This window comes from Streptomyces sp. WMMB303, from assembly GCF_029351045.1.
Classification (GTDB): Bacteria; Actinomycetota; Actinomycetes; order Streptomycetales; family Streptomycetaceae; genus Streptomyces.
Window position 1 is genome coordinate 3,849,119 of sequence record NZ_JARKIN010000001.1, and the last position, 12,539, is coordinate 3,861,657.

Sequence of the window (12,539 nt, forward strand, 5' to 3'; positions counted from 1 at the left end):
CGGAGTCCGGCTCGGCCCGTCCGCGCGGCCCGCGGAGGCCGGCGGTCCGGACCGTGTGTGCGGGCGGACGGTTCGGGCGGTGCCTGGTCGCCGCCGCGCGGCGCGGCACGGGGGAGAGCCAGGCGTCTCGACGGACAGGCAGGTCGCCGCCGCGGGCCGGACCGGCGCGGTGGGCGGGTGACCGGGCGGGCGGCGCCCGCGCTGCTGGCTTCCCCGCTGCGCGCGGCGTTCGGGCCTGTCGCGGCTCTCGCCGCGTTGGTGGTCGCCGTGCTCGGATTCCGGTACGCCGGGGAGAGCGGGCCCGGCGAGGTGGAGGCGCGGGTCCGGGCGGAGTTCGAAGGGGCGGGGTCGCCGTGGCGACAACTCGCCGTGGCCACGGACTTCCTGGGAGAGCCCGCGGGGGCGGCGGCGCTGATCGCGGCAGCGGTGACGGGCTGCCTGCTGCTCCGGTGGTTTCGCGCGGCGGTGCTCACGGTGGCCGGGACCGGGCTGGCCGTGGGGGCGACGACGCTGCTCAAGCATCTGGTGGGACGCACCATCAACGGCGGGTATCTGTCCTACCCGAGCGGGCACACCGCCTTCGCCACCGCACTGGCCCTGGCCGTGACGCTGCCGGCAGCCGGCCGGCTCGGCCTGGGCAGGACGGCCGGCCCGCTCCTGGTGTTCGCCGCGGCGCTGGCCGGCGGTGCTGCCATGGGCTGGGCACAGGTCGCCCTGGGGGCGCACTACCCGACCGACGCGCTCGGCGGCTGGTGCACCGCGCTGGCGGTGACACCGGCGACCGCCCTGCTGATCGACCGTGCGGCCGGCCGACGGGCCATCCGCACGGACCGGGCCGCTCCGCCGGGGCCGAGGTGACGCTACGTCAAGACGAGCGGCGGAACACAGGCTGCACGGGCCGTCCGCCCAGCCAGGGGGTGGGGTCGGCGACGTCGAGCGCCTTCCGGTACACCGCGCAGGCCCCGGCCACCACTTCGACGGTGCGGTCGATGTCGGCCTCGTCGAGCGCACTGCTCACCACGAACGACGGAGCCAGCACCCCACCCGCGAGCAGGTGGCGCAGGAAGAGGGTGCGGTACTCCTGGGAGGGCTGCCCGTTCTCGTCCAGGGTGGCGAACACCAGGTTGCTGGCCCGGCCTCGGACGACGAGGTGGTCCCCCACACCCGTGCTCACGGCGGCCTCGCGGACACCGGCGGCCAACTGCGCACCGAGGGCGTGCAGCTGTGCGGTGATGCCTTCTTCGACGTAGGTGGTGAGCACGGCCTGCGCGGCGGACAGGGAATGCGTCTCCGCACCGTGCGTGGTGGACAGCAGGAACACGCGGTCGCCGGGGTGCCGCAGCCCGCCCTGCTCCATCAGCTCTCGGCGCCCGGCCAGCGCCGAGACCGCGAACCCGTTGCCCAGCGCCTTGCCGAACGTGGAGAGGTCGGGGACCACGCCGTACAGGCCCTGGGCTCCCGCCTCGGACCAGCGGAAGCCGGTGATCATCTCGTCGAAGACCAGGACGCAGCCGTGCCGGTCGGCCAGCTCGCGCAGACCTGCGAGGTATCCGGGCGGCGGCTCGCTGTGGGAGGCGGGTTCGAGGATCAGGCAGGCGACCTCGTCCCGGTACCGGGTGAGCAACTCCTGGGTGGCGGCCAGGTCGCCGTAGGGGAACGTCAGGGTGAGTTCGGCGGTCGCCGCCGGAACACCGGCGGACATCGGCGTCGTGCCGATGAACCAGTCGTCGACGGAGAAGAACGGGTGGTCGCCGCAGCGGGCCACCCGCGAGCGCCCGGTGGCGGCGCGGGCGAGGCGGACCGCGGCCGTGGTGGCGTCGGAGCCGTTCTTGGCGAACTTCACCATCTCGGCGGTCGGCACCGTGGCCAGGAAGCGCTCCGCCGCTTCGATTTCCACGACGGAGGGCCGGGCGAAGTTGCTTCCGCGGTCGAGTTCCCGCCGCACCGCCTCCAGCACGCGCGGATGAGTATGACCGAGGCTGACCGAGCGCAGGCCGGAGCCGTACTCGATGTAGCGATTGCCGTCCAGGTCCCACACGTGGGCACCGCGACCGTGGCTGATGACCGGGGCCAGGCCGGCGGGGTACTGGTCGTCGCCCTTGGCGTAGGTGTGCGCGCCGCCGGGGATCAGGGCGTGCAGCCGCTCGTTCGCCGCCCGCGACCGGGGGAGGAAGAACCCTTCGGTATCCACGTTCACTTCACCTCCCGAGCTGCTTCAGGACCTCGGCGAGGCTCGGCGCCTCCCGGTCCCGCCGGGACATCGATGTGACCGGCAGCGGCCAGCCGATGGCGAGTTCCGGATCGTCGAAGGCGATCGTCACGTCCTCCGCCGGATCGTGCAGGCGGTCGATCCGGTAGGTGGTGTCGGCGGTGCCGGTCAGTGCCTGGAAGCCGTGCGCGCATCCCGCCGGGATGTAGAGGGTCGTCTGCGTCTCACCCGACAACTCGAAGGAGGCCACGTTGCGGTAGGTCGGCGAGTGCGGCCGCAGGTCCACGACGACGTCGAAGATCTGCCCGTACGAGCACCGCACCAGCTTGGCCTCGCCGTCGCCGGAGCGCAGGTGCAGGCCGCGCAGCACGCCCCGCGCCGAGCGGGACACGCTGTCCTGGACGAAGGCGCCCGGGTCGAGGCCGACCGAGCCGATCACATCGGCGTCGAAGGTGCGGCAGAAGAAGCCGCGTTCGTCGGCGTACGGCGTGGGCTCGAACAGGTATGCGCCGGCGAGCGTCGGGATCTGGGTCGCCTTCATGGAGTCTCCTGCCGGGTGCGGGCGTGCGGGTGGTGGTCGTCCGCCGGGAACAGGGCGGCCGTCAGGGCACCGAACTGGTCCTGCAGTTGCCGGGCTGCGAGCCGGTTGCGTTCGGCGAGGATCCGGCGCAGCGGCGCCGATCGCTGCTCCAGCGCGCGGAACTGCTCCAGCAGCCGGTCGACGTCGATTTCGCGGGCCGGGTGGCAGTATGGGCCCAGCCCCATTCGTGCCATGAGCGCGTCACTCTTGGCCGCATAGCTGAGAGCGAGCGTCGGGGTGCCGGCCTTCAGCGCGCAGACCAGGTTGTGGTACCGGGTCGCCACCACGGTGTCGGCGGCCGCGGCTTCCTCCATCAGGTCGGCCAGCGACGTCGCCTCCGCGGCACTGACCAGCGGCGAGTCCACCGCTTCGAGGATCGTATCGACCACGCGGGCGTCGCACCCGTCGCCGGTGAGCAGCCGGACCGGCCTGCCCTCCTCGACGAGCGTGCGCACGAACCGGGTTGTTCCGTCGAGGTAGCGGCGGTGGATCTCCCCGGCACGGGCGCGGTCGTCGTTGCCGCCGTGGAAGTCCATGACACCGACGCAGACCGGGCCGGGCGGGCCGGAGTCCCGCCCGGCCGGTGGGGCCGGGAGGGCGAACGCGAGGTCCGGGTGGACCGCGTCGCGCGCGGTGTCCACGCCCATCTCCCGCATCGCGTCACGGGACAGCGGATCCCGGTAGGACCGGTAGGCGGCCAGCCGCGCGGAGCGGCGCACCAGAATGCGGGTCGCCCGGTCGCCGATCGCGGCGGCGCCGACACCGACCAGCGCGACCTTGGTGCCGAACAGCCGGCCGGAGGCGCAGAGCAGGAAGAGCGCATAGGGGAAGCCCCACGGCCGCAGCGGCAGCGTGGCCTCAAGAACGCCCATGCCCGGCACGATCACCACGTCGTGCCGGCGTACCCAGGCGGCGGTGCGGACCGCGTCGACGAGCTTGCCCACTCCCTTGCCGGCGATCGAGCCCACCCGGGACGCGGTCCGGTACTCCCCGCGGTACCAGTGCAGCCGCGTCGCGGGAATCCCGTACCGGGCCGCGACGGCCTCCGGCCCGCCGCACAGCGCGTCCACGACCGCCCCCTGATGTTCGGCGCGCAGGTAGCCGAGCACGGCCTCCAGCGATCCGTCGTTGCCCAGGTTGCCGGAGCCGAGCAGCCCGAACAGCCCGACACGTGGGGGAAATGTCATCTCCGTCGTCCCTCGCGGCCCGCGACGAGGTCGTCGACGGAGACGGTGAGACCGGCCGGGTCGACCGGGGCGCGGTCCTCGATCCGCTCGCCGGCGCCCGGCCGTACCCGGTCGGCCAGCCACGCGGCCAGGTGCCGGTAACAGGCGCGTCGGTCGGCCGCGGACAGCGGCGCCCGCCGGATCGCCGAGGCGAAGCCCCCGACGTACTCGGCAAGCAGCCGTGGCGTCGGATGCAGCCGGCCCGCCCGGCGCGGGTCCAGGTTGACGCACCGGGAGCGCTTGGAGGGGTTCGCGCGCTCGGCGCGGGTGGGGTGGTCGCGGCGGAAGTAGAGGAGTTCCGGCACCTGGTGGAAGGGGCCGTGCAGGACGATCTCGGCGACGAACGTCCGGTCCGCGTGGTGATAGCTGTCGTGCGGCTTGACGCGGCGCAGCATGGCGGTGCGCATCACTCCGTAGAAGTCGTCGCCACCGGGTTCGAACAGGAAACTGCGGAAGCGCTCCGGTGCGTGGGGCGAGTCGGTGGCGAGCCCGTACTCGTAGGGGACCTTCACCTGTCCTTCGCCGTCGATGACCGCCTGACCGGAGTGCGCGAGGACCACGTCCGGCCGCGCGTCCAACGCCTCGACACAACGCCGCAGCAGGTCACGGCCATAGAGGTCGTCGTGCGAGGCCCACTTGAACAGCTCGCCGCGGCACTCGGTGAAGACGTGGTTGTGGTTCGGCGCGGCACCGATGTTCCGGCGCAGCCGGAGGTAGCGGATGCGTGAGTCCTGCGCGGCGTACTTGCGGCAGATGTGCTCGGTCCCGTCGGTCGAGGCATTGTCGGAGACGACCAGTTCGAAGTCCTCAAAGGTCTGGCCGAGCAGCGCGTCGAGCGCTTCGGCGAGGTATTCCTCGCCGTTGTACACGGGCAGGCCGATACTCAGTCGGGGATGCGCGGTCATGGCGTCCTCACTTCGCGGATGGAGTGGTGGTGGCGCTCGCGCAGGGCGGACCGCAGCTGCAGCCACCACACAGCCGAGCCCAGGCAGGTCGCCGCTGCCACGCCCCAGGCGGAGCCGACCGTGCCGGCCGCTGCGGCCCCGCCGAGGCCGCAGCCGACATAGCAGGCGGAGGCGAGCAGTTGGCTGCGCAGGCTGCGCCGGGCCGCGGCGAGCGCGCGCAGCCCGGCGGCCGCGCCGGTGCCGAGGCCGGCGCCCGCGACGCCGAGAGTGGCGGGCACGATGAGTTCCGCCGCGGCATGCCAGACGTCGCCGAGCACGAGTGCCCCGGCCCGGTCCGGCAGCAGCAGCAGCGCCCCGCCCCACAGCAGCGCGGCGGCGGCCTGCCCGCCGCCCAGCAGAAGGCAGAACGGGCCGAGCCGGTGCGGGGCCCGCCGCAGCACCCGTGCCGCCTCCGCGACGGTGACCAGCGAGAGTCCCATCAGCACGGCGAGGAACGGGCCGAGCAGGAGCTCGGCGCCGCGGATCACCCCCACGGCGCCGACCCCGGCGATCGCGCCGAGCCCGTACGCCCGCAACTGGCTCGCGCCGCTGACGCAGGTGTTCTCGACCAGGTACCGGTAGCCGAGGTCGCGGTGCTCGCGCAGCCACGGGCGCGCTCCGGTGGGCCGGGGCAGGATGCCGGACTGGAGGCAACCGTAGGCCGCGGCGACCGCGGCGGACGCGCCCCAGGCGGCCACGAAGGCGGCGACACTGCCCACTCGGGCCGCGCAGAGCATGGCCGGGACGAGCGCGATGCCCCACACCAGGTCGTTGACGAACGCCTTGCGGCCGATGCCCGCGGCGAAGAACGAGTACCGCCAGGCGTCCTGCAGCAGCAGCCCCGGCAGCAGCACGCCGAGGCAGGAGAACGCGGACCCCACCTGCCCGCCGAGCGCCGGTCCGAGTGCCAGGCACGCCGCGCCGACGGCGGCACCGACGCCGAGCGCGGTACCCGACGCGCGGGCCACGGAGCCGCGCCAGGCCGCGTCCGGCACACCGCTGAAGCGCACCACGAGCGGGTCGGTGGCCATCCCGCGGGAGACGCTGAGCACCACTCCGTAGGTCACCCAGGCCAGGCTGAACGCGCCGAACGCGGCCAGCCCCAGTGAGCGCGCCACGTAGACGCCCACCGCGAAGTTGGCCATGCTGGAGGCCGCCTGGTCGGCCAGCCCCCAGGAGAGCCGGCCGACCACGGCCCGCCGGGCGGCCGGCTCGGAGCGCCCGGCCGGGGCCGCCGACGGCGCTGTCCGCTCTCCCTCGGTGCTCATCGGCGTCATGCTGTGATCAGCCCTGCGTCGCGCAGTGCGTCGGCCGCGGCGGCGAGGGTGTCGAACGGCAGCCCGGACCGCTCGGTGATGTCCAGCAGGTCGTGCTCGCCGTCGGAGAGGCTGAGCACCCAGAGCATGGCGAGCTGGGCCTGCTTGGCGTCGCTGCGGCCGCCGAGCGAGTCGTACAGCCCCCGGCGGCCCAGTTGGGGTTCGCCGTAGGGGCTGAGGTTGACGTAGCGCCGGTTGCGGTCCAGCACGCCGCATGCCTCGCGGCAGACGGCGAGCGTGTCGGCCATCGCCTCCGGGGTGACGAAGTCCAGGTTGTCCGCCGAGGTGTGGTACTCGGGATACCCGGCGTACGGGGTCCGGCAGAGCGAGCCCACGCCGAGGTCGAATCCGGGTGAACAGAACTGCCGCTCGTCGTAGCCGTAGGGGGTGAACTCCACGATCCGGTGGGGGCGCTCGGAGGTGCGCAGCACGTGCCGCAGCACCCGGTCGATCTCCGCGTCCCCGCGCCTGCTCTGCTTGTACGTCAGTCCGCCCCGGTCGCCCGCGCAGGCCAGCACCAGCCCGTGCTCGACCCGTCCCCCGGCTCCCGGCTCGGCTCGGGCGGCGGGCTCCCCCGTCACCCGGCCGGGGTTGCGGGCCAGCCAGGTGAGCGCACCGATGGTGCCGGGCGCGAACAGGAACCGGTAGGTGTACCACGGCGTGCGCTCCGCCAGTGCGCGGGCCAGGAACGTCGCCACCGCGATGCCGGCCAGGTTGTCGTTGGCCAGCGACGGGTGGCAGGCGTGACAGGAGACGAGCACCTCGTCGGCGACCTGCCCCGGGACGACGTGCTCGGCGTAGGTGAGGTGGCCGTCGGTGAGTGCGGAGTCGATGCGCACCTCGTACATGCCGTCCGGCAGGGCGTCCAAGGTGTCCTGGGCCAGGCAGAACCCCCATTCGGGCGCGTAGTAGCTGGTGCGGTAGGGCACCCAGGACGGGTGGTCGGGCAGCGTGTGCAGGTGTGCGCGCAGTTCGGCCAGCGGCATGGTCGCCGACACCGGCACGCTGTAGCCGAGCACGTGCAGGCTGGAGTCGGCGAAGTCGACGACCCGGCGGCCCGTGCTGTCGGCGATGTACGCCTCCCGGATGTTCCACTCCTGCGGCACCGTCCAGTCCAGGACCCGGGTCCCGGTCGGCACCTCGTGCACCTGCAGCGGGAGGTACTCGCCGACGATCTCCAGGGTGGCGCGCACGCCGTCGCCCGTGATGCTCCGGCAGAGCGGGTACAGCCGCTCCACCAGGGCGTACATCGCCTCGCCGGCGGTCATCGGCGCCTCCGGAGGGTCTCGTCGACGACTCCGGCCTCGGACGCGGCACGCAGCACGGCCAGCCGGGTGAAGCGGTTCTCGAAGTCCTGACGGGTCAGCCCGTGCTCCCGGTAGGCGTCGGCGAGTTCGAGCGCGCCCCGCTGCACCGTCCAGGCGCAGTCGAAGCCGGGCACCGCGGCGCGGAAGCGCGAGAAGTCCACCCGGTAGGACCGCGGGTCGGCGCCCGTCTCTCCGGTGATCACCACGCGCGAGCCGGGCACCGCGGCGGCGACCTCCTCGGCGATCTCGGCGACCGTGACGTTGTTGGTCTCGCTGCCGATGTTGAAGGCCCGGTCGTGCATCGCCTCCCGCGGCGCGGTCAGTGCCGCCGCGAAGGCCCGGGCGATGTCGGCGGCGTGCACGAGCGGGCGCCAGGGCGTGCCGTCGGAGAGCACCAGTACCTCGCCGGACAGCAGCGCGTGGCCCACCAGGTTGTTGAGCACGATGTCGGCGCGCAGCCGGGGCGAGTAGCCGAAGGCGGTGGCGTTGCGCATGTACACCGGGCTGAAGTCGTCGTCGGCCAGCGCGTGCAGGTCGTCCTCCACCCGCACCTTGGACTCGGCGTAGGGGGTCACCGGGCGCAGCGGGGCGTCCTCGGCCACCAGTTCGCCGCCGCCGGCGGCGCCGTAGACCGAGCAGGTCGACGCGTACAGGAAGCGCCGCACCCCGGCCTCGCGGGCCAGCCGGGCCAGCCGCACCGCAGCACAGTGGTTGATGTCGTAGGTCAGCTCCGGCGCCAGCGCGCCCAGCGGATCGTTGGACAGCGCGGCCAGATGGATCACCGCATCGACCCCGGCCACGTGTTCGGCCGTGACATCGCGCAGGTCGACCTCTCCCCCGGCCCCCGGCGGATCGGCGGGCGGTGGGCCCAGCACGCAGTCGGCGAACAGGGCGGCGTCGAGACCGACGACCTCGTGCCCGGCGTCGGCGAGGACCGGGGCCATCACGGTGCCCAGGTAGCCCTGGTGTCCGGTCAGCAGCACACGCAAGGTTCAGTCCCCCAGGTCGAGAGTGAGTTTGGTGACGGCGAACGCCTCGGCGTAGCGCGCGTGGCATTCGATTCCGCGGATCCGCGCGAGGCCCAGGAAGGCTTCGCGGTCGTACCAGGGCCGGCGCCGCTGCGAGGGGTAGTGCTCCTGCAGCAGCCGCACCTTGTCTTCGGCGTGTTCCTGCGACAGCGGCTGGTAGGCGGCCGGGCGGCCGAGGTCGCCGTCCCACTTGACGATCTCGTAGCCGAGCACGAGGTGATCGCGGAACGCGGTGGTCATCAGCTTCGCCAGGCATCGGTGGTCCTGGTGCGCGTCGTCGGTCCGCGGAGCCAGCACGAGGTCCGGGTCGGTCTCCGCGCGCAGTTCCTCGACCGCTGCCTTGGCCTCCTCCCATCGCGACGGCAGCCGGCCGTCCGGCAGCTCGAGCACGGTCAGCCGCAGCTCGGCGTCCGGGCAGAAGGCGGCGAGCGCGGCCCGTTCCTCCTGCTCCCGCTCGCCGCCTCCGCCGGAGAGCACCAGCGCGTCGACGCGGATGCCCGGCCTCGCCCGGCACATCGCCAGCAGCGTGCCGCCGGCGCCGATGGCGATGTCGTCGCAATGCGCGCCGACCGCGGCGATCCGCTCCAGGCGCCGGGCACCGAGCCGGATCACGCTCCGGCTCCGACGCCGAGCCTGCTGCCGGACGGGTACGCTTCCGCTCCCGCTCCGTCCCGTTCCCACACGGCCCACGGGCGGTCGCCCCGGGCGTAGGCGGTGTCGAGTGCGGCCCGCTCCTTGACGGTGTCGGTCGGTTTCCAGAACCCGCGGTGCTGGTGCGCCACCAGCCGGCCGTGCTTGGCCAGTCCGGCGCATCCGTCGGCGACCAGGTCGCCGTTCTCGGGTATGTGGTCGAAGACCTCCTGACGGAGCACGAAGTAGCCGCCGTTCTCCCACAGCGGCAGTTCGCTCACCGCGGTGATGCCCCCGACCAGCCCGTCCTCGCCCAGTTCGACGCAGTGGAACGAGGACTGCGGGGGCACCACCATCATCGACGCGCCGGCGTCGCGCCGCGTGAACCGCTCGATCATCTGCGGGAGCGGAGCGTCGGTGAGCACGTCGGCGTAGTTGGCCAGGAACATCTCGTCGCCGTCCAGGTGCTCGCGCACCCGGCGCAGCCGCTCCCCGATCGGAGAGGCGATGCCGGTCTGCGCGAACGTGATGGTCCAGTCGGCGATGTCGGTGGACAGCAGTTCGGTCCGACCGTTGCGCAGTACGAAGTCGTTGGAGGCGGTCTCCTCGTAGGTGAGGAAGAAGTTCTTGATGTGGTGGGCCCCGTATCCGAGGCACAGGATGAACTCCGTGTGCCCGTAGTGCGCGTAGTAGCGCATGACGTGCCAGATCAGCGGCCGCGGGCCGACCATCGCCATCGGCTTGGGGATGTCGTCGGAGGCTCCGCTGCGCATCCGCAGCCCGTAGCCGCCGCAGAACAGTACGACCTTCATGATGTGACCTCGACGATGCTCAGTTCCGGGATGGGAAAGACCAGTCGGCCGCCCCAGGCGTGCACGTAGGACAGCTGCTCGATCAGTTCGGTGCGCAGGTTCCAGGGGAGGATCAGCACGTAGTCCGGCCGGTCGGTGCCGATCTGCTCGGGCGGCAGGATCGGGATCCGGGTGCCCGGGGTGAACCTGCCGTGCTTGTAGGGGTTGCGGTCGACGGTGTACGGGAGCAGGTCCGGCCGGATGCCGCAGTGGTTCAGCAGGGTGTTGCCCTTGCCGGGGGCGCCGTAGCCGACGACCGTCTCACCGCGCTCGGCCGCCTCGATCAGGAACCGCAGGAGGTCCCTGCGCACCTTCGCCACCCGCGCGGAGAACTCGGTGTAGCCGCTCAGCTCGTGCAGCCCGGCGGCCTTCTCCCGGTCCAGCAGCTCGGCCACCCGTGGAGTCGGCTCCCCGGCTGCGCCGGTCGGCCGGGCCCACAGTCGGATGGAGCCGCCGTGTGTGGGCAGCAGTTCGACGTCCACGAGCGCCAGCCCGCCGGTGGCCAGCGCCCGGGCCGCGGAAGCGACCGTGTAGTACTGGAAGTGCTCGTGGTAGATCGTGTCGTACTGGTTCTGCTCGATCAGGGTCAGCAGGTGCTGCACCTCGATCGAGACCCAGCCGTCGTCCGCGACCAGCGCGCGCAGCCCCCGGGTGAACCCGACCACGTCGGGGATGTGCGCGTACACATTGTTCGCCACGACCAGGTCCGCCGCTCCGTGCTCGGCGCGGACGGCCGAACCGGTGGCCGGGTCGAGGAACTCCGTGCGGGTCGGAACGCCCGCGTCCCGCGCCGCGACGCCGACGTTGACCGACGGCTCGATGCCCAGGCAGCGGATTCCCCGGTCCACCAGGTGCCGCAGCAGGTACCCGTCGTTGCTCGCGACCTCGACCACGAAGGCGTCTCTCTCCGCGGAGTCGAGGGCGAGCCTGCGCACGGCGTCGGCGACGAACGTGCGCGCGTGCTCCACCCAGGACGTCGAGAAGGAGGAGAAGTAGGCGTACTGGGTGAACGTGTCCTCCGGAGTGATCAGCGGAGGGATCTGCGCGAGCCGGCAGTCGGTGCACACCCGCAGATGCAGCGGGTACGTCGGCTCGGGCTGGTCGAGTTGGTCGGCGGCCAGGAAGCTCTCGCACGGTGGCGTCGCGCCGAGGTCGACCACGCTCGTCAACGCTTCCGAGCCGCAGAGCCGGCATCGTGTCATCTGCATCTGCTGTTCCCATCCCCCCTGCGCGCCGGGCCGTCCCCGGCGCGATCCGGTGCTGACCGACCCGCGATCGCGGTGCGGTACTCCTCCACCAGACGGTCCAGCCCGACAGCCGGGCTGAAGTCCTGCTCGTATCGGTGCCGGGCCGCTCGGCCCAGCTCACCGTTGCGGGCCGGTCCGGCCACGATCCGGCGGATGCAGGAGGCGAGCGAGGCCGCGTCCCCCGGCCGGTGCAGCAGCCCGCTCACCCCGTCCTCGACGAGTTCGACGAAGGCGCCGTGCCCGGCGGCGACCGCCGGCACCCCCGCCGCCATGGCCTCCACGACCACCAGGCCGAACGCCTCCAGCCACGTCGAGGGGGCCACCACCGCGACCGACCGCGCGACCGCCTGCCGGCACTGCTCCGAGTCGTACAGGCCCACGTACCGCACGTCGTCCCGGCCTGCCGCCCAGGCGCTCGCCTCGCCCTCCAGCGGCCCCGTTCCGGCGATCACCAGAGGCACACCCACACCGCCGGCCGCGGCGATCGCATCCCACGCGGCCATGAGCAGCCGGACGCCCTTGGTCTCCGCGAGCCGGCCGAGATAGAGCAGATGTTCGCCGGGGCCCGCTCGGCGGCCGCCCGGGTCGGGCACGAAGTTGTGCTTCACCGCCAGCCGCTCGGGGGGCATGCCGGCCCGCACCAGGACGTCACGCTGCGCCGCGGAGATGCACAGGAACCGCTCGACTCCGGACCACCAGCGCCGCCGGTTGACCGACAGACTGACCGCGAGGGGCACCGTCGCCAGCCGGGAGCCGCGGTAGCAGCCGTGCCGGACGGCGGGCAGCGGTGCCGCGCCCACACACTCCGCGCACGGCCGGCCGTCGCGCTGCAACGTGCCGGGCGGGCAGATCTGGGTGTAGTTGTGCAGGGTGGCCACGGCGGGCACGCCGGCATCGGCGCAGGCGGCCAGCACCGCGGGCGACAGCAGCGGGAAGACGTTGTGGACGTGCACCACGTCCGGCCGCTCGGCGCGGAGCCGGGCGGTGAGCTCGGCGCGGACCCGCGGGTTCCACGGGACCAGCAGCGGCAGCGCGGCCTTGCCCGGCAGGGAGCGGGCGGCGATGTCGTCGCTGCGCCGCTCGAAGACCCCGACCCGGTGTCCGGCCGCGCGCAGCAGCCCGACCTCCTGGTCGACGACCTTGTTCTCCCCGCTCGGCTGCGCCGAGGCGTAGCGGTTGTGCACCACGAGGACATGCATGC

Annotated in this window: 12 protein-coding genes; 1 reads left to right on the forward strand and 11 read right to left on the reverse strand. The window is 73.1% G+C overall.

What is annotated here, in order from left to right:
- Window positions 1-177: 177 nt before the first annotated feature.
- Window positions 178-858, forward strand: coding sequence for a phosphatase PAP2 family protein (locus P2424_RS17135; RefSeq protein ID WP_276476611.1), 681 nt, complete (start codon window positions 178-180; stop codon window positions 856-858).
- A gap of 7 nt (window positions 859-865) precedes the next feature.
- Here P2424_RS17135 and P2424_RS17140 read toward each other — a convergent pair whose 3' ends face one another.
- Genes P2424_RS17140 through P2424_RS17190 form a run of 11 tightly spaced genes read right to left on the reverse strand, consistent with a single transcriptional unit; the run spans window position 866 to window position 12,537 of the window.
- Window positions 866-2,191, reverse strand: coding sequence for a glutamate-1-semialdehyde 2,1-aminomutase (locus P2424_RS17140; RefSeq protein WP_276476612.1), 1,326 nt, complete (start codon window positions 2,189-2,191; stop codon window positions 866-868).
- Between the two features lie 7 nt (window positions 2,192-2,198).
- Window positions 2,199-2,750: a dTDP-4-dehydrorhamnose 3,5-epimerase gene (gene rfbC, locus P2424_RS17145; protein ID WP_276476613.1), complete on the reverse strand. Its 552-nt coding sequence runs from the start codon at window positions 2,748-2,750 to the stop codon at window positions 2,199-2,201.
- The gene (locus tag P2424_RS17150; RefSeq protein WP_276476614.1) at window positions 2,747-3,976 is read right to left on the reverse strand and encodes a polysaccharide pyruvyl transferase family protein; all 1,230 of its coding nucleotides are present in this window, start codon (window positions 3,974-3,976) and stop codon (window positions 2,747-2,749) included. Before P2424_RS17150 ends, rfbC begins: the two co-directional genes overlap by 4 nt.
- Window positions 3,973-4,920, reverse strand: a complete 948-nt coding sequence (locus P2424_RS17155; RefSeq protein WP_276476615.1) for a glycosyltransferase family 2 protein — start codon at window positions 4,918-4,920, stop codon at window positions 3,973-3,975. Before P2424_RS17155 ends, P2424_RS17150 begins: the two co-directional genes overlap by 4 nt.
- The gene (locus P2424_RS17160) at window positions 4,917-6,236 is read right to left on the reverse strand and encodes a hypothetical protein (protein ID WP_276476616.1); all 1,320 of its coding nucleotides are present in this window, start codon (window positions 6,234-6,236) and stop codon (window positions 4,917-4,919) included. Before P2424_RS17160 ends, P2424_RS17155 begins: the two co-directional genes overlap by 4 nt.
- The gene (locus P2424_RS17165; RefSeq protein ID WP_276476617.1) at window positions 6,233-7,543 is read right to left on the reverse strand and encodes a DUF4910 domain-containing protein; all 1,311 of its coding nucleotides are present in this window, start codon (window positions 7,541-7,543) and stop codon (window positions 6,233-6,235) included. Before P2424_RS17165 ends, P2424_RS17160 begins: the two co-directional genes overlap by 4 nt.
- A complete protein-coding gene (locus P2424_RS17170; protein ID WP_276476618.1) occupies window positions 7,540-8,571 on the reverse strand; it encodes an SDR family oxidoreductase in 1,032 nt (343 codons plus the stop codon). Before P2424_RS17170 ends, P2424_RS17165 begins: the two co-directional genes overlap by 4 nt.
- A gap of 3 nt (window positions 8,572-8,574) precedes the next feature.
- Window positions 8,575-9,222, reverse strand: a complete 648-nt coding sequence (locus P2424_RS17175; RefSeq protein ID WP_276476619.1) for a PIG-L family deacetylase — start codon at window positions 9,220-9,222, stop codon at window positions 8,575-8,577.
- Window positions 9,219-10,052, reverse strand: a complete 834-nt coding sequence (locus tag P2424_RS17180; RefSeq protein ID WP_276476620.1) for a glucose-1-phosphate cytidylyltransferase — start codon at window positions 10,050-10,052, stop codon at window positions 9,219-9,221. Before P2424_RS17180 ends, P2424_RS17175 begins: the two co-directional genes overlap by 4 nt.
- Window positions 10,049-11,293, reverse strand: coding sequence for a class I SAM-dependent methyltransferase (locus P2424_RS17185; RefSeq protein ID WP_276479008.1), 1,245 nt, complete (start codon window positions 11,291-11,293; stop codon window positions 10,049-10,051). Before P2424_RS17185 ends, P2424_RS17180 begins: the two co-directional genes overlap by 4 nt.
- Window positions 11,290-12,537: a glycosyltransferase gene (locus tag P2424_RS17190; protein WP_276479009.1), complete on the reverse strand. Its 1,248-nt coding sequence runs from the start codon at window positions 12,535-12,537 to the stop codon at window positions 11,290-11,292. Before P2424_RS17190 ends, P2424_RS17185 begins: the two co-directional genes overlap by 4 nt.
- Window positions 12,538-12,539 lie beyond the last annotated feature (2 nt).

Excerpts from the sequence above, each read along its gene's own strand:
- rfbC (WP_276476613.1), bottom strand. The coding sequence starts at position 2,750 with ATGAAGGCGACCCAGATCCCGACGCTCGCCGGCGCATACCTGTTCGAG.
- P2424_RS17150 (WP_276476614.1), bottom strand. The coding sequence starts at position 3,976 with ATGACATTTCCCCCACGTGTCGGGCTGTTCGGGCTGCTCGGCTCCGGC.
- P2424_RS17155 (WP_276476615.1), bottom strand. The coding sequence starts at position 4,920 with ATGACCGCGCATCCCCGACTGAGTATCGGCCTGCCCGTGTACAACGGC.
- P2424_RS17160 (WP_276476616.1), bottom strand. The coding sequence starts at position 6,236 with ATGACGCCGATGAGCACCGAGGGAGAGCGGACAGCGCCGTCGGCGGCC.
- P2424_RS17165 (WP_276476617.1), bottom strand. The coding sequence starts at position 7,543 with ATGACCGCCGGCGAGGCGATGTACGCCCTGGTGGAGCGGCTGTACCCG.
- P2424_RS17180 (WP_276476620.1), bottom strand. The coding sequence starts at position 10,052 with ATGAAGGTCGTACTGTTCTGCGGCGGCTACGGGCTGCGGATGCGCAGC.
- P2424_RS17185 (WP_276479008.1), bottom strand. The coding sequence starts at position 11,293 with ATGACACGATGCCGGCTCTGCGGCTCGGAAGCGTTGACGAGCGTGGTC.
- P2424_RS17190 (WP_276479009.1), bottom strand. The coding sequence starts at position 12,537 with ATGCATGTCCTCGTGGTGCACAACCGCTACGCCTCGGCGCAGCCGAGC.